General features: G+C 40.2%; 23 protein-coding genes and 1 tRNA gene. 5 read left to right on the forward strand and 19 right to left on the reverse strand.

Translation table 11 applies throughout. From position 1 onward, the window contains the following. Window positions 1-699: 699 nt before the first annotated feature. The 11 genes from PE36_RS01340 to PE36_RS01390 all read right to left on the reverse strand — a co-directional run bounded on the left by PE36_RS01340 (window position 700) and on the right by PE36_RS01390 (window position 8698). Entirely contained in the window at window positions 700-1122 is a 423-nt protein-coding gene (locus PE36_RS01340) for a DUF2787 family protein (protein ID WP_006030131.1), read from the reverse strand. Window positions 1123-1201: 79 nt separating this feature from the next. Continuing rightward, window positions 1202-1810 (reverse strand): hypothetical protein, encoded by a 609-nt coding sequence (locus PE36_RS01345; protein ID WP_006030132.1) that lies wholly within the window; start codon window positions 1808-1810, stop codon window positions 1202-1204. Window positions 1811-1880: 70 nt separating this feature from the next. After that, window positions 1881-2261: a hypothetical protein gene (locus PE36_RS01350; RefSeq protein ID WP_006030133.1), complete on the reverse strand. Its 381-nt coding sequence runs from the start codon at window positions 2259-2261 to the stop codon at window positions 1881-1883. A gap of 72 nt (window positions 2262-2333) precedes the next feature. Beyond that, on the reverse strand, window positions 2334-3539 hold the full coding sequence (locus tag PE36_RS01355) for a site-specific integrase (protein ID WP_006030134.1): 1206 nt from the start codon (window positions 3537-3539) through the stop codon (window positions 2334-2336). A 109-nt stretch (window positions 3540-3648) separates the two neighbouring features. Further along, entirely contained in the window at window positions 3649-4743 is a 1095-nt protein-coding gene (locus tag PE36_RS01360; protein WP_006030135.1) for a hypothetical protein, read from the reverse strand. A 474-nt stretch (window positions 4744-5217) separates the two neighbouring features. Then, window positions 5218-5751 (reverse strand): hypothetical protein, encoded by a 534-nt coding sequence (locus PE36_RS01365; RefSeq protein ID WP_006030136.1) that lies wholly within the window; start codon window positions 5749-5751, stop codon window positions 5218-5220. Between the two features lie 124 nt (window positions 5752-5875). Then, the gene (locus PE36_RS01370; RefSeq protein ID WP_157517731.1) at window positions 5876-6412 is read right to left on the reverse strand and encodes a hypothetical protein; all 537 of its coding nucleotides are present in this window, start codon (window positions 6410-6412) and stop codon (window positions 5876-5878) included. A 1-nt stretch (window position 6413) separates the two neighbouring features. Further along, window positions 6414-6803 carry a TIR domain-containing protein gene (locus PE36_RS01375; protein ID WP_006030138.1) on the reverse strand — a complete coding sequence of 130 codons (390 nt, stop codon included), beginning with the start codon at window positions 6801-6803 and terminating at the stop codon, window positions 6414-6416. Window positions 6804-6806: 3 nt separating this feature from the next. Then, window positions 6807-7181, reverse strand: a complete 375-nt coding sequence (locus PE36_RS01380) for a toll/interleukin-1 receptor domain-containing protein (protein WP_006030139.1) — start codon at window positions 7179-7181, stop codon at window positions 6807-6809. Window positions 7182-7292: 111 nt separating this feature from the next. Beyond that, window positions 7293-7718 (reverse strand): hypothetical protein, encoded by a 426-nt coding sequence (locus PE36_RS01385; RefSeq protein ID WP_006030140.1) that lies wholly within the window; start codon window positions 7716-7718, stop codon window positions 7293-7295. A gap of 895 nt (window positions 7719-8613) precedes the next feature. Next, window positions 8614-8698 (reverse strand) — tRNA-Leu (locus PE36_RS01390). A gap of 270 nt (window positions 8699-8968) precedes the next feature. On the opposite strand from PE36_RS01390, the gene PE36_RS01395 reads away from it, so the two are divergent. Next, the gene (locus tag PE36_RS01395; protein WP_006030141.1) at window positions 8969-9526 is read left to right on the forward strand and encodes an RDD family protein; all 558 of its coding nucleotides are present in this window, start codon (window positions 8969-8971) and stop codon (window positions 9524-9526) included. Window positions 9527-9652: 126 nt separating this feature from the next. Here PE36_RS01395 and lptG read toward each other — a convergent pair whose 3' ends face one another. Beyond that, window positions 9653-10720, reverse strand: a complete 1068-nt coding sequence (lptG, locus tag PE36_RS01400) for an LPS export ABC transporter permease LptG (protein ID WP_006030142.1) — start codon at window positions 10718-10720, stop codon at window positions 9653-9655. After that, window positions 10713-11831 (reverse strand): LPS export ABC transporter permease LptF, encoded by a 1119-nt coding sequence (gene lptF, locus PE36_RS01405; RefSeq protein WP_043993584.1) that lies wholly within the window; start codon window positions 11829-11831, stop codon window positions 10713-10715. The genes lptG and lptF overlap by 8 nt, the downstream gene beginning before the upstream one ends. A 194-nt stretch (window positions 11832-12025) precedes the next feature. Here lptF and pepA point away from each other — a divergent pair, with 194 nt between their 5' ends. The 4 genes from pepA to PE36_RS01425 all read left to right on the forward strand — a co-directional run bounded on the left by pepA (window position 12026) and on the right by PE36_RS01425 (window position 19446). Further along, complete coding sequence (gene pepA, locus PE36_RS01410) at window positions 12026-13549, forward strand: leucyl aminopeptidase (protein WP_006030144.1); 1524 nt, start codon at window positions 12026-12028, stop codon at window positions 13547-13549. 186 nt (window positions 13550-13735) lie between these two features. Further along, a complete protein-coding gene (locus PE36_RS01415) occupies window positions 13736-14179 on the forward strand; it encodes a DNA polymerase III subunit chi (RefSeq protein WP_006030145.1) in 444 nt (147 codons plus the stop codon). Window positions 14180-14212: 33 nt separating this feature from the next. Next, the gene (locus PE36_RS01420; RefSeq protein WP_006030146.1) at window positions 14213-17074 is read left to right on the forward strand and encodes a valine--tRNA ligase; all 2862 of its coding nucleotides are present in this window, start codon (window positions 14213-14215) and stop codon (window positions 17072-17074) included. Between the two features lie 254 nt (window positions 17075-17328). Beyond that, entirely contained in the window at window positions 17329-19446 is a 2118-nt protein-coding gene (locus PE36_RS01425) for a GGDEF domain-containing phosphodiesterase (RefSeq protein ID WP_006030147.1), read from the forward strand. 8 nt (window positions 19447-19454) lie between these two features. Here the strand turns inward: PE36_RS01425 and rraB are convergent, their stop codons facing one another. The 6 genes from rraB to PE36_RS01455 all read right to left on the reverse strand — a co-directional run bounded on the left by rraB (window position 19455) and on the right by PE36_RS01455 (window position 24170). Beyond that, a complete protein-coding gene (gene rraB, locus PE36_RS01430; RefSeq protein WP_006030148.1) occupies window positions 19455-19817 on the reverse strand; it encodes a ribonuclease E inhibitor RraB in 363 nt (120 codons plus the stop codon). Between the two features lie 120 nt (window positions 19818-19937). Beyond that, window positions 19938-20351 carry a hypothetical protein gene (locus tag PE36_RS01435; RefSeq protein WP_006030149.1) on the reverse strand — a complete coding sequence of 138 codons (414 nt, stop codon included), beginning with the start codon at window positions 20349-20351 and terminating at the stop codon, window positions 19938-19940. A gap of 11 nt (window positions 20352-20362) precedes the next feature. After that, window positions 20363-21529 carry a carbohydrate porin gene (locus tag PE36_RS01440; protein WP_006030150.1) on the reverse strand — a complete coding sequence of 389 codons (1167 nt, stop codon included), beginning with the start codon at window positions 21527-21529 and terminating at the stop codon, window positions 20363-20365. A gap of 474 nt (window positions 21530-22003) precedes the next feature. Further along, the gene (locus tag PE36_RS01445) at window positions 22004-22420 is read right to left on the reverse strand and encodes a phosphate ABC transporter substrate-binding protein (protein ID WP_043993586.1); all 417 of its coding nucleotides are present in this window, start codon (window positions 22418-22420) and stop codon (window positions 22004-22006) included. A 66-nt stretch (window positions 22421-22486) separates the two neighbouring features. Then, window positions 22487-22903: a hypothetical protein gene (locus PE36_RS01450; protein ID WP_006030153.1), complete on the reverse strand. Its 417-nt coding sequence runs from the start codon at window positions 22901-22903 to the stop codon at window positions 22487-22489. Between the two features lie 7 nt (window positions 22904-22910). Further along, window positions 22911-24170, reverse strand: a complete 1260-nt coding sequence (locus tag PE36_RS01455) for a hypothetical protein (RefSeq protein ID WP_006030154.1) — start codon at window positions 24168-24170, stop codon at window positions 22911-22913. Window positions 24171-24183: the final 13 nt, after the last annotated feature.

Consider the following 24183-nt stretch of genomic DNA (forward strand, 5'->3'; position numbering starts at 1 on the left):
TTCAGTGCGCGATTAAATCAGGCTGCATCAACATACCAACGATGCGTATTGGTAATGAAATAAATAATCTAGATACGTGATTACTTCAGGTTTAATATCCAACGGGATGACGATGACACGCTGATATTACGATGTATTTAGCAGAGATGTTGTTGCTACGTTTGCCAAAAAAATAAATCAATGATGTCGCTTAAGGTTTAGATGTATTTCAGCAAGTGTCGAGTTCCATGCTGTCTATCGAAAGATTCAAAATGAGCTAAGTTCCCCCCAACGTAACTAACATATTAATAATAATATCCTAGCTTCTACAGGGTTCAATATAGGGGTATATATTATATTTTCATCAGTAAATTACTATCCAGATTTTTAATATTTAATTACCCCAATTACATTAAATAGAGTCACCCACCCCATTGCCTATCGTGCAATGGGGTGATTATTTTTGATGGTATTTTCACTTCATTAAGCATCGATCATTACCAACCTAAACAGCCGTTTTCTGTAAAAGGATTAAGTATCCTTTGCTAAAAATTCATAAGATAATATGGCAATACCCATCACACCTTACTGCGTAAGACGCGATGGGTACTGCCGATTTAAAGCAGCCAAGTTGTTAGCTCCCCTCCTGTCCATAACTCGACTTTTTCCTGACCTTTACGCAGCACAGCTAAAACCTAATTACAGCCTATTCCACATTGGCTAAAACGTACTGAGTTTAACTTCATCAAATGCACCAGAATCTTGATAATCAATAAAGTTCATCTCCCACGTTGGGTAAAAATCCATAACTTCATGTAAAGCACGCATTGGTAATGGGTACACCAGCCCAGTGCCATTGCTCATATCAAAATCAATTTCTTTAGCCAATTCAGGATATGGATAACCTTGGTAGCTGAACGAGGTGATGTAATCAAATTGCCACAATCCACCATTGCAGGTAATGCTTATTTCAACAGGATGATAACCACCTTTTTTATTGCTGTAAGTGCTATCTCTAAAGTTAAACACAATCGTGTTTGTGCCTGTTGGTATTTCTTGTTCTTGGGCTACCTTGGCAAGTAAGTTCATCAGGTCTTGTGTTACAGGCACGAGTAAGCTATCCGAATCAAAGTTCAGCTTCATAATGAGCTCCGTTAGTAAGTTTGTAGGGTTAGGTTTAGTGAGGTTCTTAGGTATGTAAGGGGTGAATTAGCAGCGTGGATTAAGTTAATGCTAACAACTTGGCTTTCTTCTGCTCGTAATCATCGGCTAATACATGAAGAAATACGCTAGTACCTGATTGAACAATCAAACCAATATCATCACTGCGTAACACGCCAGCAAGGAACCCAGCGTTATTTGAGCTAGCACCTTTAAAGGCAGGTTTAAGTGCGGTACTTTTAAAAGGCTTATCAACTTGTTCATCCAGGATTGCAATCAATGTAGTTAGGTTAATCCATTCTTTAGAATGTAACCCACCACCTTCATTACCGCTAAGTCTGATATATAACTCACCTTCTTCATCATGCTCTGCGATATCAAAGAAAACATGGTTAGTTGTTTTAGGGCTTAGTTTCTTACCTTTGCCTGATAATACAATATTACTGAAATGGTCATGTTTCTCAGGTTCAGATTGCTTATCATTAGCTGGCTTATCTTCAACAACTTTATCCGTTGGTGTATCCGTAGCTATATCACTTACTTGCTCATTGGTTAATTCAACTGATGTGTTATCAGTGACAGTTTCATCAACGATAACAGTAGTATCAACATTGTTATCTTCAACTTTTATATCGGCTGTTTTATTGGTGTTGTTAGTTTTACGGCTCATAGAAAATCCTTTAATAATGATGGCTAGATTAGGTTTAATTTAGATTTGTGGTATCGGTAGTCATTGCAGGTTAAAGTATCTTGCTTAATACAGTGACGGTAGTTGTTTTAGACGTTAAAGGTGCTAATAAATAACAGCCACCACCTGCATCGGTAATAACTGATAAAGCCAGTAGATAGGGACAAGTATCATCATTCAATAACAAGACAAACTCAGGGTTATCTATCACTCGCTGAATGAAATATTGAATATCTTCATCAGCATCAAGTAATGAACTATCAACATCACTTTCTTCTAGCAGTATGAGAAAGGTATCGTATTCAGACCAGAAGTCAGCAGTTGTATCTAAGCAACCATCAAACGGGCTAATTAATTCATTATTCAATGCTGTTTTAACCTGTTCTGGTAGGGCTAGCTCATTAACAAGGTTGAAGTTCTTAATCACTTTCATTGGTTGTATTCTCCATAGGTTAACAATCAATAATCATGATATTTATATATGTATCAGCCTTGTTTTATTACGCTATAACTCCTCAACCATGCTCGATATCATTGATGCAGTTTCTCGTTGTTTACCTTCACTTAATTTTGCATAACGTAAGGTGCTAGATATGTCCTTGTGATTAAGCAACTTCTGAACTGAGCTAATATCAACACCGTTAGAGATCAGGTTACTCGCTACCGAATGTCTTGCCGTATGCAGCAATACTTCATCAGGATTTTCTATCCCAGCCATCTGCTTAATTATATCGAATGAGTAACGAGGCGCACCGATTGGCTTGCCCTTTTTATGTGGCGCTGGGAATACGAAATTATTGCCCGATATTTTAGGGATTGATTGCAGGATCTCTATCATGAGGTCGGAGAGATAAATGATGTGATAAGTACCGTTCTTGGTCCGAGGGATAGTCAGGGTGCGCTTTTCGAAGTTAATATCACTGTGGACTCTGAAACGTAGCTCACCTTCACGACAGCCGATTAGATGTAGCAATGCAATGAAGTTGCCAATGCTGGGTTTTGGATAGGCTCTGGCCACTTTGATAATGCGCTTAGTCTCGTCAATATCACAATACCGAGTTCTAGCATTATTTTCGGGCAATAATGAAACTCTATCCGCCACATTATCAACATCTAACATTGAGTGCGCTAATTTACCCATGGTTTTTAATAAGGCTAATACACGGTTACAGGTTGCTGGTGCATAATATTCACCTTTGTACTTGGTTTCGCTCAGGGTTAAGTGGAGCTTCATTACATGGCTAACTGTTAGCTCATTATATTTAATGTTGGAAATCGAGGAGCAATGCTTACGGAATCGCTTTTCATCAATACCCCATGTTTTCTTACGACGCTTTGCCAGTGGTAAGTAGGTATCGTAGAAGAATGACTTAACCGTTGGGTAATCAACTTGATTATCACGTTCAGCTTTAGGGTCAACACCATCAGCGATCATACCTTTATACTTTCTGGCTACCTTTCGAGCTTGGTTAATATCAATATCTGGAAAGCGCCCTATGGTGATACTACATTTACGTCCGTTAAATTTATAACGTAGTAGAAAACGTTTATTACCTGTTTTACCGGATAGACATTTAAGGCCAATGATTTCTGTATCGGATACTTCGAGTTCTGTTGATGATGAATTTACTTGATTGGATGGTAGGGATTTTAGATTAGTATTGGTAAATTTGAATTTTTTGGTGGTGATAGTGGGGTTATTGCTGGTCATATTAATACCTCGTTAATTGGGGATACAAGGTATTAATATGTTCTTGAAGATGGGTTAGATACGCTTAGTGATAGACAATTACACAAGCTTCAGGACAGGGGCTGAACTCTTAATCTTGAAGTTCTTCTGTATAATTACCACTCATATAAGCATCTATATTCTTCAATTTAAACGATTCCTTAATTGCCTTTTCATGAACTCCAACATGGCTCATACTAGACTCATAATCGTTCGTAGCATATGAAGATTTGATCGTCTCAAGCTCTTCAAACTCCGGATTTCTTTCTTTATCATTCCATAACAGTTGATCGGGGTACCAGATATTCTTAACACCACTTATAATTTTAACAGCGGGTATCACACCTCTGAACAAATTAGAATAATCTTGTGACTTCAAACTAATACCATCAAATGTAGTTCCCGTTTTCTCACAGAATAACATGAGTAACTTCAGATGAATCCGACAGCGCGGATAATTCCAACGTTGTGAATCGAGCACGTCATAAACAGTAAACGTTTGAGTTCCTACGGTTTTAGTGCGCGCAATAACAACCCCTATTCTAAGCTCATCGCTGCTATTATCGCCACTAGCATTCGCATCAGACATCTGCTTTTCTACATTTTTTGATTCAGTATCGAGTACAAAGAATACCCGTGGTCTTTCTCCATTTATCCTATATCTAGCTAAACGGTAAGCAATGCTATCTACACTTTTATAAACAGTTCCATGCCCGCCATAATTAAACAAATATTCATCAGCTCCTTTCACCCAACCAACACTTATATTAAACATGTCGGAAACTTCATTTACTATGTCACTGCTCAATGCGTCTAATAAAGCTTTATCATCCATCAATTGTGAGGGCGTCAAATTTCCTGATTTGATCATATTAGGGATATCAAATGTGTTGATTTCGTGCATTTGAAATAACTGTCGAAAACGCGAGCACATCAACTCTAACTCTGATGCCATTGGATTTTCGGTAGCTTTCATTACAGATGTCATAGTCATAGACACTAAATCCTGAATAGAGCAGCCAACATGGTCTGCTTGATGATCAAGAAAGTTTCTAACATCAGGCATAAATCTAATCGTGATACCGCGAGCCGGTTGTTCAAGTTCTTTCTCTGTTAGCGCTGGTGTAGAAGGTACACCAGAAAAAAGGATTGCTATTCTGTCTTTAATCGATAGTTTCTTGCTCATATCATTACCACCTTGAGTTTTTGGTTCATTTTGGTTCTACATCTTTATTTAGAACCATATTGACCCAAAAATAATTTCATTGCAACAAAATTACTTAATTTTTCATTAGCAGAATTGTTTTTAGTAAAAAAAAGTTAGCTATATAGGGTCTGTACTATCAGTAATCAACCCTTTATATTTACGAGCTACCTTTCTAGCTTGGTTAATATCATGAAAGCGCCCAGTGGTGATGATGGAATTGGTATTATCTGGTGTATTGATAGACATATTAATATCTCATTGATTAGGGATACAAGGTATTAATATGTTTTTGAAGATGGGTTAGATACGTTAATGAAAAGAGCCATTGAGTGTATCGATATTACCCGAACGGCCTAGTCGAAAAGCGCATGGTAATGGCACTAATAAAGAATTGAGCTTATTCAGAACTTGAATAAGATGTCGGCTGCGCGACACCTATTTTTATTTATACCTTTAGTACAATTGAGGTGGATTACCTTTGTTTTCCACAACACGCTCTACTTGAGCCCCCCATTTACGGATTATCTGCCCAAATTCATGAGACTGGAGATAATCTGTTGACGAGGATTCAAGATTAAAGACTGGCATATAAGTACCTAAAACGCCCTGCTCTAAAATACCATCACTAATTACACCATTTTCTCGAAAAATAAGTACTGGCAATCCAATTTGAAATGCCATAGCAGGTTCAATATGACTATATGGACTAGTTAACCAATTATCATTCAGGGTGCACTCCTCTGACGTCCCAGGTTTACTAACCCCCTCAATCACATGAGCTCGTCTAAATGCGATTGTGATTAATCCATTTGATTCAAGCATTAACCGTCTAATCGCTTTCAGTGGAGCATCCATATCATAATCAGTAACACCTAGGGTTCTAGGTTCATAACCTTGGTCTTTGAGATATGCCGATAAAGTGGATACAAATGTCTCCTGCTCCGCATTGTAAGGTTTTGGATAACTTAAAAAGATTGGTTTTCCCATATATTCCTACTTTTAATAACAGCTAAATCTAGAGGTATACGCCTGCTAAGCGCTGTGAAATAGTTGGCTAAAATTAGCGTGGAGCAAGTAACAGTCAGCTATTCACGTCTGTTTGAGCAACGTCTTAACTAGCAACACAAAATAGCCACGAAGAAACTTTTGGATAGCTACTTATGACAAAAACGATAAAATGCAATAAAACGAAAACCCAAGGTACATAGATTTCTATGTGGGTAAACGGTAAATACAATTTAGGATCGCCCCCCCGACCTACAGCTTCCCATTCAGCATCATATGGGCTAATAGGAAGACTTTTTTCAATTTCATGAATGACCTTAAATTTTGCGCTATTTAAATCCTTATACGACCGAACAAGCCTATACCACATATATGAAATCGCAATACCAGCTAGGGATATTACCCAGTAAAGCTTCGATGAGGTTGCGACACCTAAATTTAAGTAACTAATTAATGATATAAGTGCTGTATTAACCGTAACGAAAAAAGAATTTGCAGTCTGCCTTCTATTACTAATATTTTCGGCTGAAGTTAAGTAAATTTTATATTGTTCTAATAAATGAGCGTTATAACTGTTAGTTGCATCATAAGCATCTATATTGCCACTTGCGTATAGCTTACTATTTATCTCTTCTGGCTCCATACTAGCGAGCACCATTTATCAATTTTTTAAGTGTATCCCACTTCCATTCATAAATTTTATCTGAACTTGATGCAGATGTTGGCTTAGTACACTTTTTATCTGCATATGCCCACAGCAAAAAATAGGCTTTCCCTTTTTCTTTTGCAATTTTTAGCTCAGCTGCAACACCAGTGGCTGTATGAGTTTTTGTACCGCACAGAACAATCACTACATCTACATTATCCATTCGTCTACGAACTTTCTCTTTCCAGTCACCGTCTAAATGAGCTTTTACAGAGTTATCTTTAAATTGAAATGGACTATCAGGGAAATCTGACTGCCCTACTAGCATAGTCTTAGTACCTAAATCATTATCTATGTCGAAGCTTATGAAAACGCGTTTTTTAGTCATTTATTATTTCCCTATTTTTTTGTAGTAATTATCTAATTCATCTAATTTATTCAAAACTCTCAAATTTAACGTATCAATATAATTAGGTAAGGTCATATTGTGAGAAGTCTTAAATACATAAATTTGTTTATTTAAACCTAATGCAATACCTAGTTCATGAGAAACCCAAGGGGAGTCTTTACTTCTTACTGATAAAATAAGAATAATGCTATTGCTATTCGAAATTTCATTTCTTATTTGAGCTTGATGATTGCCAACTTCACGCTCTAGGTTTTTTTCAAAGACAAAAGAATTAACACCTAGTTTGGAAAGGTAATTTGACACCGACTTTGCTTTTTTACTAGCATCCGTTGAGTAACTAATAAAGACTGATTCCATTTATTAAATATTTTCCTGATTATTCGGCCAGTTAACACCGCAATTCACGGCGAGCGATAGCGTGTCCAGTAACGAAGTGGCGATGCAACATTAACTTGTTACATTTGAGACCTATGATTTGTTACAAGCTGGATTTTTCTTATTTTTTTGGACATATCTCAATATAAGGAGCCTTTCAACAAACTTGATGTAGGCGGCACCATCGTACCGATTTATATCTATCGGAAGAAAAGATACATATATATCACTAGGCACAACTTCACTTATTGTGCTACCTAGAAATTGCTCTGAATATGTCCAGCCACCACTATGGCCATTTTTCCTTTTGAAAGCAGATGTACCAAATTGATTTAAACGGGTTCGGATACTCTGTTTAGTTGTTTCACCTATGTATACAATATTTTTTGATGTGAAGTTTAGCGGGCCATTTGGACTTTTTTTGTACCTAGAAAGCACATAAACTCCAGACGAAGTACTCTCAGCGAGAGCTTTCACATCTTCAAATTTCGTCCACTTTGTAAATTCAGCTAAATCCATCGAGTACCCTTAACGTATGTAGCATTATATTACTGTACCTGCTCACTCTGCCAGTCAGATAAGCCATTAAAAATGCAGGTTAATGCATTGAAAAATATAGGCTTAACTTTCAACTTCAGTTAACTTCTAAAAATAGAGAGTACGAAACTATTATTTAATCATTTGGTTCTGGATATATTTTTAACAATAAACCATATGCCATTGACTCTACTAGCTTAATTAGAAACCAACAAGGTAAAAAGTACAGCTTTGAATGGTAAAGTGTTTCACTATTATTCTAAATCAAACAATCTAATATAAATATGGCGGTAATTTAACAGGCAATAGTTAATACGCATAAGCACCTATAGAAAATTTGTATCATAATCAGCACAGAACTACCTAGATCATCACAGATAGATTTAATGATAATGAGGTATACTGATAGTGCGTGTGCTTGTTATCTATCCCCTACGCGCTTATGACACACATGCCACAAACCTATATGGCATAGGCACTTCCCGCATTAGTTCATTACGAAAAAATAACGCAAAGACCTTCACCAGCAATAACCCCCCCGAATTACGCATACCAATTCCAAAGGACAGGACGCGGACCGTAAAGACCGGAATTCCACTCAACCTAATCCCATGCTAATACTGCCACTGACAACCACCAGTAAAACTAACAATCTTCAAAGTACAGGACGGTGTTGGATCTAATGAGATTGCCTTGCGCACAGATTCTGCATGCGAAAGTACCGGATATGGACAGGAGCAAATTATCTAAGAGTAATAACGTGAGTTTATTAGAGAATATTTTTAAGGGATATAACGTAAGGAAAAATGAGGTAAGCTTTTGATTGTGCTAGATACAACAAAGCCCCAACTTTCGTTGAGGCTCTATTACTTAAATATGGTGCCCGAGGGCGGACTTGAACCGCCACTCCTTTCGGAAGAGGATTTTGAATCCACCGCGTCTACCGATTTCACCACTCGGGCATAGGTCAACATTATACATAGCAAACGATGCCAAGCAAGGCGTTTCTCACTATCCTAAAAACAACTGTTCAAAATTAAAGCAAAGTGCTGTTTTTAATCATAACATCCAGACCTAACCACGAAGCTACAAGCTAATTAGCCGTACATCCCCTCTTATCACCAGCCCATTGATATCCAGCAAGTCCGACTATTTAGCACTACCAAGGACATCTTTTTTTGCTACACTGTTGCCACTTTCGAGATAACCCTGAAGACATGGCTGGATTCATAATGGCGAAGAAAAACAAACTTAGAAAACCAAAACACACACCGACAACCGAAGCAGGCGAAACCGCATCAATAGCCACTTTTGGCCCGCGTATTGGTGCTCTTGTCTATGATGCATTGATTGTTATTGGTATCGCGGCTGTCGCTGGTGCCGTCGGACTTGGTATTGCTGAAGCATTAATTGCATCAGGTATTGTCGATATTGCCGGTCGTTATGTTGATACTGCGGCGTATGCAGGCAACCAAATTTGGTTTGCACTGCTGGTATGGGGCTCGGTATGTAGCTTCTATTTGTGGTTCTGGACTCACGGTGGTCAAACTGTTGGTATGCGAGCTTGGCGTTTACGCGTACAAAATGCCGATGGCAGTGCAATCAGCTTAACGCAAGCACTTATCCGTCTTGCTACAGCAGCCTGTGGGTTGGGTAACTTACAAGTGCCGTTTGACATGAAAAATCGCGCCTTTCAAGATCACTGGTCGAACTGTAATGTATTACGTTTAAGCAAAGAACAAAACGGTTCGTTACTGCGTTATGCCGACAAGCTAAAACAGAAAAAATAATCGATTTAACTGTGCTTAGTGCCTAACGCTAAGCCGATAAACCGACACAAAAATGGCAACCAATTGGTTGCCATTTTTTATCGCTATTTTCCGACAATGTATCTTCAGTATCGAAAAATACCCACGTTAACCATGTTTCCTTAACTGCACAATCGCAATCAAGGTGAAGATGGCACTGGGGACCACCGCCCCAAGAAACGGCGGTAGCGAGTACACTAAGCTAATCGGGCCAAAGGTTTCACTGGCAAGATAGAAAGTAAAACCAGCAACCACCCCCATCAAAATACGCGCGCCCATGGTCACCGTTCGCAGTGGTCCAAATACAAAAGACAGCGCCAACAATACCATCACACCGATCGATAACGGCTGGAAAATTTTACGCCAGAAGGCTAACTCATAACTGCCTGCATCCTGCTTATTACTGTCTAAATAAGTAATATAAGAATACAAACCTGATATGGATAAATCTTCCGGGTCAATCGTCACCACATCTAATTTTTCCGGTGTCAGAGTTGAATCCCAACGCTGCGTAGCCTGTTCTGTCACCGAAATACTATCACGCTCAAAATGGGTGATCCGCAGGTCGGTTAACTGCCAATACTTGCCTGTATAAGTTGCACGTCGCGCTTGTGTGGTTTTAACTAAACGCTGATTGCCAGCAAATTCATAAATCGTTACATCATGTAATTCACTGCCATTATTCACTTTACCTATATTAATAAAGTTTTCTTTATCCTTTGCCCAGACCCCTTTTTGCGCCCGAATAATCGATTGACCAGAGGTTGCTTCACCACGTAATTGCGCCGCTTTCTGCTCTGTATAAGGGGCAACATATTCACCCATTAGCATCACAATAATCATCATCGGGATCGCAGTCTTCATTGTAGATAACACAATTTTAAAACGCGACTGACCCGCCGCTTGAATAACCACTAATTCAGACGAACTCGCCAGGGCCCCCAAACCAATTAACGCCCCTAATAAAGCCGCCATCGGGAAAAAGATCGTAATTTCGCGTGGCATTTTCAGCATCACATACATTAACGCTTCGAGTAAACCATAGGTGCCACGGCCGACGGCTCTTAATTGTTCGACATATTTGATCACTGCCGATAAACCAACCAAGGTAAATAAACAGATCATAGTGGCAAATAAAATAGCCTTACCAATATAGATATCTAAAATTTTAATCACTGCGGTTACCTCGAGAAAAACGAACTTTCATCTTATGTACTAGACGATGATACCAAGAGTAATTAGCTAAATTAAACCAAATAGCTAAAATCAGCACCCCGAGATGCACGATCCAGAAACCGAATACTAACGGTAATTTTTCATCTAAAATGGCAGAACGAGCGGCACTTAATAACATAAAGTAAGTTAAAAACATTAATAACGCGGGGAATAATTTCGCATAACGCCCCTGCCTGGGATTAACCATCGCCAGTGGCACCACTAATAACGTCAGCAATGGGATCGCGACAACTTGGGCGATACGCCATTGCAGCTCAACCTTGTGTTCAAACTCATTCGAATTCCATAATTCTGAGGTTGGCAGTGCCTTGGTTTTACGGCCACGTTCACTGACGTCTTGCTCCTGAATAAATACCCGGTACTCACTGAAATCAACAATACGGAAATCACGTTGTGATAATTCACCTTCATAACGCAGACCCTGGCTTAGCTTCAACCATTGTGAGCCGTTGTCGTCAGACTCAACGTTACCTTTATCTGCTAACACAATAGAAGGACGCTCTCCCTCCTGCGAAGGTGATTTAGCAATAAATATTTTACGCAGCGATTTATCACTATCATAAGACTCAACATAGACCACCGCGAGGCCACCATCTAGCGACTCAAAGCGCCCTTGTTTCAGTGTCGCTAAACCGACATCCGCATCGACATTTTCTAATAATTGCACCCGGCCTTCTTCAGCAGTTGGGGCATAGATAAACGCGTTAAAAGCCACCAGACCTATCGTCACAGAAGATAATAATAACGACGACATCAGTATCCGGCTTGGGGTATAACCACAGGCCGTTAAGATCACCATCTCACTTTCGGCATACAATCGCCCATGCGCAAACAAAATACCAATGAACAAACTCACCGGTAAAATTAATGTACCCAACGCTGGCATGGTATACAGCAACATCTCCATCACTAAATTAGCAGGTAAAGCACCTGTCATTACCTTCGAGAGCAGCGCAACAAACTGCTGACTCACAAAGATAAGTGATAAGATGAATAACACAGCGACTTGTGATTTCACTGTCTCAGCAAATAAATATCGGAAAATTATCACTTAAAACCTATATTAGACTAATGTTTTGTATGAAATGCAGCGAATAATTAGGTAAACTCAGCTACAAATGCAGTATAAATAGTTAACTGCACACCCATTTTATCTGAAAATGTTAGTTTTTGATTAACTAAATACGTATAACCCCCTATTATGTTATAAATATTTGATTTTGTCTTTAGGAAACCGGAGAGTCCATGGAGTTCAATGTAAAAAGTGGTAGCCCTGAGAAGCAACGCAGTGCTTGTGTTGTTGTCGGAGTATTTGAACCACGTCGTTTATCGCCTGCTGCAGAACAACTCGATAAGATCAGTGATGGCTATTTAAGTTCCCTACTACGTCGCGGTGATATCGAAGGTAAACCTGGTCAAGTATTGTTGCTTCATCATGTACCAAACGTACTAAGCGAACGTGTATTATTAGTTGGCTGTGGTAAAGAACGTGAATTAGATGAACGTCAGTACAAGCAAATTATCACCAAGACAATGAATACCTTGAACGAAACTGGTTCAATGGAAGCGGTTTGTTTCCTACCAGAGCTAAATGTAAAAGCCCGTGATACCTACTGGAAGATCCGTTTTGCCGTTGAAACAGCACGCGAAAGTCGCTACCGTTTCGATCAGTTAAAAAGTAATAAAGAAGAAACGCGTCGCCCATTACGCAAAATGGTATTCAACGTGACTTCACGTCGCGATTTACCAACCAGTGAAAAAGCCATTGCTCATGGTCTCGCTGTAGCAAGTGGTATGCGTCTGTGTAAAGACGTAGCCAACATGCCACCAAACATTTGTAATCCCGTTTACCTGGCAAATCAAGCTCGCCAACTTTCTGATGAAAGTGACAAGATCACCACAGTGATCTTAGGTGAGCCGGAAATGAAAGAATTAAAAATGGACTCTTACCTTGCGGTTTCACAAGGTTCAGCAAATGAAGCGAAGATGTCGATTATTCATTACCAAGGTAACCCTAATCCTGACGCAAAACCAATCGTACTCATTGGTAAAGGTCTGACCTTCGATTCAGGCGGTATTTCATTGAAACCAGGCTTAGGCATGGACGAAATGAAATATGACATGGGTGGTGCTGCAGGCGTACTTGGGACTATGAAATCACTGGCTAAACTAGACTTACCAATTAACGTTATTGGTATTCTAGCGGGTTGTGAAAACATGCCAGGTAGCAACGCTTACCGTCCGGGTGACATTATCACTACCATGTCGGGACAAACAGTTGAAGTACTCAATACCGATGCTGAAGGCCGTTTAGTGTTATGTGATGTATTAACCTATGTTGAACGTTTTGACCCAGAACTGGTAATTGACGTAGCAACCTTAACAGGTGCTTGTGTTGTCGCACTTGGTCGTCACATCACAGGGTTAATGTCGACACATAACCCTCTGGCACATGAATTATTAAATGCGTCTGATCAAGCCGCAGATAAAGCATGGCGTTTACCAATTACCGATGACTTCCAAGAACAAATTGAAAGTCCGTTTGCTGACTTAGCCAACATCGGTGGTCCTGCAGGCGGTGCAATCACAGCGGCCTGTTTCTTATCACGCTTTACGAAGAAGTATAACTGGGCGCATTTAGACATCGCCGGTACTGCTTGGGTAAGTGGTAAAAACAAAGGTTCAACAGGTCGCCCTGTGCCTATGCTGACACAGTTCTTACTTAATCGTACAGAGCGTAATGAAGTGCAGCAAGCTGACGAAGCTTAATTAGTTTCATCACTCTGAATATATAAAAGGTCACTGCGGTGGCCTTTTTTGTTTCTGCGAAAGAATAACCACCAAAGTATATCCGGATATTACCTCGACAACTGTATTTTCCCGCCCCCGCTTTGTGTTATTATGTGCAGTTGTGTTTTAAACTATAACTGTTCGTAATTTGGCGTAAAACTACCGATGAAAAAAGTCACTTTTTATATCATGCAAGAATCCAAGAATGGCGTTGAGGCAAGCATGCCCCAGCATCACGAACTTGCCTGTAAACTGGCTGGTGAGTTTTATCAGCAAGGACAACGCGTCTATATTCACGCCAACGATGAATCGGCAGCCAATCAGGTTGACGAATACCTTTGGCAATTAGATGCGAGCAGTTTTGTACCACATAATTTACAAGGTGAAGGTCCACGTAATGGCGCACCCGTTGAAATTGGTTTTCAACCACCCCGCCATCGTTATCAGGTACTTATCAACCTGCACGATCAGACACCGCAATTTGCAGTCAACTTTAATCAGATTATCGATTTTGTACCGCATCAAGACGGTTTAAAACAACAAGCTCGTGAGCGTTACAAACATTATCGTCAAACAGGGTTACAACTGTTAACTGTGAACGCCGAATAATCAATCAACCATTGAGAATTAGAAAGCAGACCTATGGAAAAAATATACAATCCCCAAGCCATTGAGCAAGCTCTTTACCAGAACTGGGAAGAGCAAGGTTACTTCAAGCCAAACGGCGATCTAACTAAAGATGCATACAGCATCATGATCCCACCGCCAAATGTCACTGGTAGCCTGCACATGGGTCATGCCTTCCAACAAACGATCATGGATGCGCTAACGCGTTACAAGCGTATGCAAGGTCTAAATACACTATGGCAAGTGGGTACCGATCACGCTGGTATCGCGACACAAATGGTTGTTGAACGTAAGATCGCAGCTGAAGAAGACAAAACACGTCACGATTATGGCCGTGATGCGTTCATCGACAAGATCTGGGACTGGAAAAACGAATCAGGCGGTACCATTACCCGTCAAATGCGTCGTTTAGGCACATCGGTAGATTGGGATCGTGAACGTTTTACAATGGATGACGGTCTGTCTGAAGCAGTAAAAGAAGTATTCGTGCGTTTATTTAAAGAAGACCTGATTTACCGTGGCAAACGCCTAGTGAACTGGGATCCAAAATTCCACACAGCCATTTCTGATCTTGAAGTTGAGAGCAAAGAAAAACAAGGCAGCATGTGGTACTTCCGCTACCCACTAGCAGATGGCGCAACAACCGCAGACGGTAAAGATTACATAATTGTAGCAACCACACGTCCAGAAACTATGCTAGGTGACTCTGCAGTTGCAGTACACCCGAAAGACGAACGCTATGCAGCGCTGGTAGGTAAAGAAATTATTCTGCCTATCGTTGGTCGTCGCATCAAGATCGTGGCTGATGATTACGCGGATATGGAAAAAGGTTCTGGTTGTGTGAAGATCACACCAGCGCATGACTTTAACGATTACGAAGTTGGTAAGCGTCACAACCTAGTGATGTTCAACATCCTAACTGAAAACGCAGATATCCGTGAAGAAGCGGAGATCATCAACTCAGACGGCACAGAAAACACCGAACTAACCTTCGTGATCCCTGCTGAATACCAAGGCCTGGAACGTTTTGCTGCACGTAAAGCAATCGTGGCTAAATTTGAAGAACTTGGTTTATTAGACAAAATTGAACCACATACGCTGCAAGTACCTTACGGTGATCGCAGTGGCGTGGTGATTGAGCCACTACTAACAGACCAATGGTATGTAAGTGTTGGTCCAATGGCTAAAGTAGCCACTGACGCAGTAAAAGACGGCGAGATCCAATTCGTACCAAAACAATACGAAAACATGTATTTCTCGTGGATGAACGACGTACAAGACTGGTGTATCTCGCGTCAACTTTGGTGGGGACATCGTATTCCAGCTTGGTATGATAACGAAGGTAATGTATTCGTTGGTCGTGACGAAGCAGAAGTGCGTGCAGAAAACAACTTTGGTCCTGAAGTAGAATTACGTCAGGACAACGATGTACTTGATACTTGGTTCTCATCTGCGCTTTGGACATTCTCAACGCAAGGCTGGCCACAGCAAACGCAAGATCTTAAAGTATTCCACCCAAGTGATGTACTGGTAACCGGTTTCGACATCATCTTCTTCTGGGTTGCCCGTATGATCATGATGACCATGCACTTCATCAAAGATGAAAACGGCAAACCACAAGTACCATTCAAAACAGTTTATGTGACTGGTTTAGTACGTGATGAAGCTGGCGATAAAATGTCAAAATCAAAAGGTAACGTACTTGATCCACTCGACATGATCGACGGTATCGACCTTGAGTCGCTAGTAAAAAAACGTACTGGCAACATGATGCAGCCAAAACTTGCGAAGAAAATTGAAAAAGCAACGCGTAAAGAATTTGAAGGCGGTATCGAAGCACACGGTACTGACGCACTGCGTTTCACATTAGCAGCAATGGCATCGACTGGTCGTGACATTAACTGGGACATGAAACGTCTTGATGGTTACCGTAACTTCTGTAATAAACTATGGAACGCCAGCCGCTACGTATTAATGAACACAGAAGAACATGATTGTGGCCAAAATGGCGGCGACATGGAATTCAGCCTAGCTGATCGTTGGATCCAAGGTCAATTCCAAGAAACCATCAAAACATACCGTGAAGCGATTGATACTTACCGTCTCGATCTTGCGGCTAACATCGCTTACGAGTTCACTTGGAATCAATTCTGTGATTGGTACTTAGAATTAACTAAGCCAGTATTCGGCAACGGGACTGAAGCACAACTGCGTGCGACGCGTTATACATTAGTAACGATCCTAGAAGCGTTACAACGTTTAATGCACCCTATCATGCCATTCATCACTGAAGAGATTTGGCAGCGTGTAGCTCCACTTGCTGGTAAGTACACAGAAGGCGCAACGATCATGCTACAGGCATTCCCTGAGCATGATGCGGCTAAAGTTGATGCGCAATCAATGCAAGATCTTGAGTGGGTTAAACAATTCATTATCGCTATCCGTAACATCCGCGGCGAAATGGACATCAGCCCAAGCAAGCCAATCTCGATTTTGCTTAAAAATGTAGGCACTGAAGAGCAACGTCGTCTCGACGAAAACCAACAGTTCCTTAGCTCACTAGCAAAACTAGAAGCAATCACTATTCTTAGCGAAAATGAAGAAGCGCCAATCTCAGCAACATCACTATTAGGCAACATGGAAATCTTAATTCCAATGGCTGGTCTAATCGATAAAGATGCTGAAATTACGCGTATCAACAAGCAAATGGAAAAAGTGCAAAAAGACTTAGACCGTGTTGCAGGCAAACTAAACAACGAAAAATTCGTTGGTAAAGCGCCAGAAGCTGTTATCGCCAAAGAACGTGAGAAACAAGCGGAATTTGAAAATACCATTGCTAAATTTAAAGCACAAAAAGCACGAATTGAATCGATCTAATCGTTAAAATCGACCTTATCAACAAGGGAAGACTGATTAATCAGTTTTCCCTTTTTTTTGTTTCTCACTTCTAATAAGTTGCTTTTCGTTTCGAGTAAATACTAAATAGACATCACAATTACGCATCCATTTTTTGAAAAAATATTTCCATCCAGAGCGATAAGATGTAACATATTTGTAAATAACAGTAAGTTGTCGTTATAAAAAACAGCTTAGCTATAGAATGTCGACACCAAGGAATGGAGTGATAGGTTATGGGTAGCAAGAATTATCTGAATCATATATTGATTAATGCAATTCAACATCTGCCAATAGGTATCTTTTGGAAAGATATTCATGGGCAATATCTTGGCTGTAATAAACATTGTTTATCATTATTTGATTTACCATCAGAACAGTTCATTATTGGTAAAACCGATGCTCAACTTGAACCCGCGTTTAAAGAAAAGCAGCTGCCTACCGAAGCACTCTATCAAAGCGATCAAGAAGCGCTAATACACGGTCGCAGTGTCATCGCTAAAGCCATGACGCTAGAAACCATTTACGGTCATCAACAATTTGAGATCACCAAGATCCCGTTGAAAAATCGCGCCGGTAAAACAGTTGGCTTACTCGGAATTGCCATTGATGTGTCCAGCAAATTCAACTCAGAACAAAAGCTACAAGAAAAAACCGCATTACTTAATTCGATCTTTGATGCCCTTCCCGACTTTGTTATTTACAAAGACATGGAAGGTCGTATTGTTGAATGTAACCGCGCAGCACTCAAGTTAGCGAAAAAGAAAAAAGCCGATGTTATTGGCAAAACCATTGCAGAAATACTGCCAGCTTCAACTGCCAAAGTCGCTATTGATTATGATACCCAGCTAAAATCAAATTATAAAAGTGCTAACTACAAAATGGAATTTGAATTAGCAGGCCGACAAGTCTATGTTGATGTACACAAACATCCGGTCATTCAAAATAACGAATTAGTCGGTACCGTCAGTATCTCTCGCGACATTAAAGAACGCCGCACTACGTTAGAAAAAATTGCTACACTGACCAAACATGACCAGCTGACTAAATTACTTAACCGCCCGACTTTCCTACAATCCTTGGAAGACATCGACCAGGATTCGCATTGGGGCATACTACTTATTGATATCAAAAAACTCGGCCAGCTTAATAGTAATTATGGTACTGAGATTGGCGATCAAGTGCTGATCCATGTCGGTGAACAGATCAAAAAAATAGTCCCTGAAGATGCGTTTCTAGCGCGTATCCAAGGTGATCGTTTTGCGATCCTGACAAATAAAGCCAGCTCACCGGATCAGCTTAATTACCTGTGTAATAAATTAATAGATAAACTCAATAGGCAAATAGCGATTCAAGGGCACGTCATTGATTTAGCGGTATGTATCGGCGCAGCAAACTACCCTAATACAGTACAAGATACCAACCAGTTACTCACTTGCAGCGAACAGGCTTTATCACGTTCGCGTAAACATACCGAACAGTATTACACCTTATTTGACCCAGTATTAGAAGCACATGCCGAAGCTGAAAAACGCTTAATCGTCGATTTAAAACACGCCATTAATAACAAAGCTATCGACTTATATTACCAACCGGTCGTCGATGCAAACAGCAAAGCAGTACTCGGGGTAGAGGCCCTCGCGCGTTGGCATCACCCTGAACAAGGGCTTATCATGCCAATTAAATTCATTGAGCTTGCCGAAAAAAATAACCTCATAGGGCAACTGGGTGAAGTGGTATTAGAAAAAGCCTGTCAGCAACTCGCACTATGGCGTGCGCAAGGTATCGATATCTTCATGGCAGTAAACTTATCGCCAATTCAATTTAATGATCCGCAGCTTATCAGTAAAATAAAGTATTACATTGATTACTATGATATCCCTGCACACCGACTTGAAATTGAGGTGACAGAAAGCGCACTACTGGAATCAAACCATACCACAGGGCATATGTTAGAAGAGTTGATTAACCTCGGGGTACGCTTGGCTATCGATGATTTTGGTACGGGTTATTGCTCGTTGTCTTATTTGAAAAATATGCCGGCTCATAAACTAAAAATTGATAAATCATTTGTTGATGAACTTGAATTAGATAAAACCACAACCGCTATCACCCGCTCGGTGATCAGCTTAGCAAGAGAGTTAAATATTACCGTAACAGCGGAAGGGGTCGAGGAAGAATCACAAATGAAATGGCTTCAAGCCCAGCAGTGTGATCAATTTCAGGGGTATTTATTTAGCCGCCCGTTACCGAGCGACAAATTTTGTCTGTGGTATAAACAACATCATGCCACACACAATAATATTACTTATCTACAACCTGCAGAGACAAATATGTCCTTGCCAGTATTATAATGTAAGTACTATGATGCATCGTCTTCGAAATAAGTGCCCCAACCGTCGTAGGTAACATCTTGTTCGATAGACATTTTAAGTAAAGCTTCGATATCACGTGTGATGGTATCGATATCAAGTTCTGTTTCAACAATACAGTCAAACGCAAATACGGTTTGGCCGTCATCCAATTCCACTTCTTCAGGATCAGAAACATCGTAGCCCAGTTTAAACGCTGCAATAGCGGCTTTTTCTAACTGTGCAAAATCATCCCCAGCAAAGTGATGTTCAATAGAATATACAGCATCAGGATCACTGCCATCTTCTAATAAGTTATCAATGATCTCTTCAGCTTCAACTTTCAGCTCGGCAAATTCTTTTTCAAAATCCACTAGGTTAATCTCTTTAGTTATGATGTAAGAAGAATACTCTGGTTTTATAGCAATTGCATTAAATTATAGCCAAAAAAAATGCCAAACCTAAGGTTTGGCATTGACAACTAAACAGCAAGATTATGGCGTAAATACCACTTTTACCGTGTCATCAACTTCTGAAGAGTCAATATAAGCAATGGCATTCGCATGCGATGCAACTTGGCTTTTAATCAAAGCAGATGAGCCAATTGTTTTTGGCGGTTTACCTTTACCGGTAAATATTAAACGTGACCAATAAGCTTGTAGCTGAGAATCACTTTTACCCGTCACGCCCGCGTGGAATTCACCACGAATAGCACTGCCAGTCGCTTGCTCAAAGACTTGAGCTTTCACGCCATTTGGTAACTTTTTAGATTTACCTAAATACAGTTTAGAGACTTGTGATTTCGACAATGCATCAGGGCCAGTTGGGTTGGCAATAACAACAACACCTGCTTGTGCTACACCCGAGATTAATGCTGCGGCTAAGGCAACTTTAGCTAATAGTTTCATCAAAGTTCTCCTTAAAATACTGCATCAAATGAAAGTGTGTACACCAGTGTATCATCGTTAATTTGATTACCCACGCTGTCTATATTTGGAGACATACCACCTGAGGTATCACCAAAATCAGTTGCATAAGTAACATCGGCTTTTAGTGCTAGATTTGAGCTAATGTCATAACGAGTACCAATGCTGTATGCAGTACGCTTCCAGTCAAAGCCAGCTTTTAAGCTAGGTGCTGCTCTCTCACTATCATCCGTCGTTTCAAGAAAAGCATAAGTCACATAGGGGGTGAAGTCATTAATACGGTAACCAAGCGTAATATAACCAGATTCAGTATCTGCATAATTGCCTTCTACATCAGAAACGGCAAACTCTGCGATAGCAAGTAGTGAGCCATCATCATAACTCAGACCAACGCCAGCAAAATAACTTTGCTCATCATTAAAAAATTGTGGTATTTGACCATCTTTTGTCGTATCAAGTGTGGTTTGGTAATAAGTAGTACGGAAAACCCACTCTTCATAAGCAAATGATGCTGAAGCGCCTAGAATATCTTTGTAGTCCACTTCGCCAAGTGTTGCACCCGCATCACGATCAGCATGACCATAACTTGCTTGTAGCGTGACCGCAACATCGCCCAAATCAATATCATAAATAACATCAACACCATCAAAAGATGTCAGTGGCACAATACTGTAAAGTTCACTTGGTGGTGAAGCCCAAGGTTGTGCGTAACCCACTTCTAGATAATCTGAATACATGTACAGAGGCACACGCAAACGACCGAAACGCGTGACAAAACCATTATAAAAATCATGGCTTAAAAATGCCCATTCCATTTCGGTAGACCAATCATCATTACCACGAGCAACTAACTGAGCAACAATGTTTGTTTGCTCTGTAAGTGCGAACGTACCTTGCAGACCAAGCTTGCTGCCTTCAGCGAAATTAGCATCTTTATCGTATCCATTATATCCCGCATCGTTACTAGCAACACCTACTTTACCAGTGAAAAAGCCATTGATAGACATCCGATCAGATAGCGAATCATAAGAGCTCGCTTCTTGTAAAATAGCTAATTCTTGCTCAAGTTGCGCAAGACGCTGCGAATCAGTTGTTGCAGCCATCACAAATTGTGACGCACAGGCAACAGCAAGAGGTAGCATTATAAATGCTTTTTTCATCTAATATCTCCTTATCCTAAAACACTTAGTCCATTTTGCATTTATTCAAAACTGGTCATATATGTTGGTTTTTACGGTAAATAACTAATAACTTAGTATGATGGTTTTATTCATGCTCACACACTTTATTTCCGTGATCTACATCACATTATGACGACTTGTTACGATAGCGTGACTGGTTTTATTGAACTTTAGCACTATAGCACTGTTAGTTAACCGTATTGGTATAATTGTAAATACCCAATACGTTATAAATAAATCCCATGAAATAAAGATGTATATTCTACTTTATTGCATGGAATGATTACCCTAGTTAATGCATTGGATTTTACTTATAAGTCGTAGTTAAAAAGGAGAGAGGAGAGAGGAGCGTATCTTATCGAGAGAGTAAAAAATCAATGAGCCAACAGCACTATGATAGGGTCTGTTTATCACCTTAATAGCGCTGTGACTCATGTTTATAAACGTCATTAATTATGGGCGATAGATGATTTTCACTGAATCATCGACTTCAGCAATATCTAAATAGCCAATCGCATTTTTATTACGAGCAATTTTACGACGTAATAACTGTGTAGAAGAGATAACTTCTGGCTTTTGACCTAATCCCGTAAACACATTTTTAGACCAATACGCATTGACTTGTGCCGGTGTACGGCCTGTCACTAAAGCATGAAAGTCTTTATGTAATCTTGATTGCTTTGGTAACTCATATATTTTCGCTAAGTTCCCATTAGGTAATTTTTTAGCCTGGCCAAGATATAACTTTTTGACCTGAATGCGGGTCAATTCATCGGGACCTAATGGATTAACGACCACCACTATCTCAGCCATCACTGATGAGATAAAAAATGGTAATAGAAATAGTATTCCCTTGATCATTCTCTGCATCTTTTCCTCCATGAAATTTGTAATCAATTCCCCCTCCCAACATCTCGGTATTAAGTGGGGATAGCGTTAAGGTCGGTAAGCAATTTTGACACTATCATTCACTAACGATTCATCAATGTAACCTATCGCATTCTCATTACCGCCAACCAACGACAATATCAATTCAGGTGTACGTACTGCACGCGGCGGTTTTCCTTTGCCGGTAAAAATAAGACGCGACCAATAAGCTTGTAACTGTGAAGCACTTTTATGCGTAACCTTCTCATGGAATTCACGTTTTATGTCACTGTCACCAGCCATATCTATGATATATGCTTTGCCTTGACCGGGAAGATGTTTACTCTTCCCTAAATACAGCTTGCTGACTTGCGTTTGTGATAAATAATCAGGACCTAACAGATTGACTATCACCACTACCTCAGCCTGTGCGCTCCCTATTAACATCAACGACAATAATGCACCTTTAAGTAGAGCACTCATCATCCTCTCCCTAAAACACCATATTCAATGATGTGGTGTAAACCATAGTGTCTTCTTCACCAATATTACCAGTTAGACCACCATTAGTATCTGCAAAGTCATCACTATAAGTAACATCAAATTTCAGCGCCATATTGGCATTGATGTCATATCGTAAACCTGCACTATAGGTTGATCGTACTGCATTAAATACTGCTTTATTTACAGGATTTAAATCACGCTCATTATCATCAGTGGTTTCCATAATGGCATAAGTCATATAAGGGGTGATATTACCAAATCGATAAGCCGCTGTGATGTATGCCGAATCTACATCAGGCCAATTACCTTCAGCACTTGTAGCACCACCATCGACTTCAGATTTAGTCCACTCCGCAACGACAAGTAGATCACCATCGTCATAACTAACACCAAGACCAATAAAACGGGCATCAGCATCGGTGAAATTGATTAAAGGAATATCCATTCCCGGTACATTAGCTTGGCCAGAATTAAGGGTCGTCATCACATAACTAGCACGAACACTAAAGCTGTTATAACTGAAAGTACTCGCTAAACCGATAACATCGTCATACTCAACATCGGTGCCAAATCCGGTTTCTTCATCGGGATCAGAACCAACACCGGTATATGCCTGAAATTGCCACTCAGCTTCATCAAACGGAATAGTATAGACAAAATCGATACCTTCGTATGAGCTAACAGGAACAACGGCGTAAACTTCTTCTGGTGGGCGTAACCAAGGCTGCGCAAAGTTAACTTCTAAATAATCTGAATACATATACAAAGGCACACGTAAACGACCTGCTCGCACGGTTAAATCGTTATCAAAGGTATGACTTAAAAAGGCCCATTCCATTTCTGGACGCCAGTGCTGTTCAGCACGAGCAACCAGTTGCGCAATCAGAAAAGTACTCTCTGTTACTTCAAATGCAGCTTGCAGACCGACTTTCGTTTCAGGTACGTAATCGAGTGTTTTGTCATAACCAGCATAACCAGCATCATTTGATGCCATGCCTGCACTTAAAGTGAAAAAGCCATTCACGGTGACATTGTTAACACGATTGGTTTCAGCTTGCTGCTCTTCAAGTACAGATACTTGTTCTTCGAGTAATTGCACGCGACGTAATTGTTCCGCGGCGGTATATGACGAGAATAGCGCGGCTGAAATACAAGCAGCTAAAGATAATGTTGCGGTGGTTTTCTGTAATCGGATTGATCTAACTGTTGATACTGTTTTTGATCCATCAATAGCAATTTGCTTGCTCATAAAATTTCTCTCC

This window comes from Moritella sp. PE36 (assembly GCF_000170855.1).
In the GTDB taxonomy this organism is placed as follows: domain Bacteria; phylum Pseudomonadota; class Gammaproteobacteria; order Enterobacterales; family Moritellaceae; genus Moritella.

Coding starts and splice junctions, on each gene's coding strand:
- PE36_RS01340 (WP_006030131.1), bottom strand. CDS start 1,122: ATGAAGCTGAACTTTGATTCGGATAGCTTACTCGTGCCTGTAACACAA.
- PE36_RS01345 (WP_006030132.1), bottom strand. CDS start 1,810: ATGAGCCGTAAAACTAACAACACCAATAAAACAGCCGATATAAAAGTT.
- PE36_RS01350 (WP_006030133.1), bottom strand. CDS start 2,261: ATGAAAGTGATTAAGAACTTCAACCTTGTTAATGAGCTAGCCCTACCA.
- PE36_RS01355 (WP_006030134.1), bottom strand. CDS start 3,539: ATGACCAGCAATAACCCCACTATCACCACCAAAAAATTCAAATTTACC.
- PE36_RS01360 (WP_006030135.1), bottom strand. CDS start 4,743: ATGAGCAAGAAACTATCGATTAAAGACAGAATAGCAATCCTTTTTTCT.
- PE36_RS01365 (WP_006030136.1), bottom strand. CDS start 5,751: ATGGGAAAACCAATCTTTTTAAGTTATCCAAAACCTTACAATGCGGAG.
- PE36_RS01370 (WP_157517731.1), bottom strand. CDS start 6,412: ATGGAGCCAGAAGAGATAAATAGTAAGCTATACGCAAGTGGCAATATA.
- PE36_RS01375 (WP_006030138.1), bottom strand. CDS start 6,803: ATGACTAAAAAACGCGTTTTCATAAGCTTCGACATAGATAATGATTTA.
- PE36_RS01380 (WP_006030139.1), bottom strand. CDS start 7,181: ATGGAATCAGTCTTTATTAGTTACTCAACGGATGCTAGTAAAAAAGCA.
- PE36_RS01385 (WP_006030140.1), bottom strand. CDS start 7,718: ATGGATTTAGCTGAATTTACAAAGTGGACGAAATTTGAAGATGTGAAA.
- PE36_RS01395 (WP_006030141.1), top strand. CDS start 8,969: ATGGCGAAGAAAAACAAACTTAGAAAACCAAAACACACACCGACAACC.
- pepA (WP_006030144.1), top strand. CDS start 12,026: ATGGAGTTCAATGTAAAAAGTGGTAGCCCTGAGAAGCAACGCAGTGCT.
- PE36_RS01415 (WP_006030145.1), top strand. CDS start 13,736: ATGAAAAAAGTCACTTTTTATATCATGCAAGAATCCAAGAATGGCGTT.
- PE36_RS01420 (WP_006030146.1), top strand. CDS start 14,213: ATGGAAAAAATATACAATCCCCAAGCCATTGAGCAAGCTCTTTACCAG.
- PE36_RS01425 (WP_006030147.1), top strand. CDS start 17,329: ATGGGTAGCAAGAATTATCTGAATCATATATTGATTAATGCAATTCAA.
- PE36_RS01435 (WP_006030149.1), bottom strand. CDS start 20,351: ATGAAACTATTAGCTAAAGTTGCCTTAGCCGCAGCATTAATCTCGGGT.
- PE36_RS01440 (WP_006030150.1), bottom strand. CDS start 21,529: ATGAAAAAAGCATTTATAATGCTACCTCTTGCTGTTGCCTGTGCGTCA.
- PE36_RS01445 (WP_043993586.1), bottom strand. CDS start 22,420: ATGCAGAGAATGATCAAGGGAATACTATTTCTATTACCATTTTTTATC.
- PE36_RS01450 (WP_006030153.1), bottom strand. CDS start 22,903: ATGATGAGTGCTCTACTTAAAGGTGCATTATTGTCGTTGATGTTAATA.
- PE36_RS01455 (WP_006030154.1), bottom strand. CDS start 24,170: ATGAGCAAGCAAATTGCTATTGATGGATCAAAAACAGTATCAACAGTT.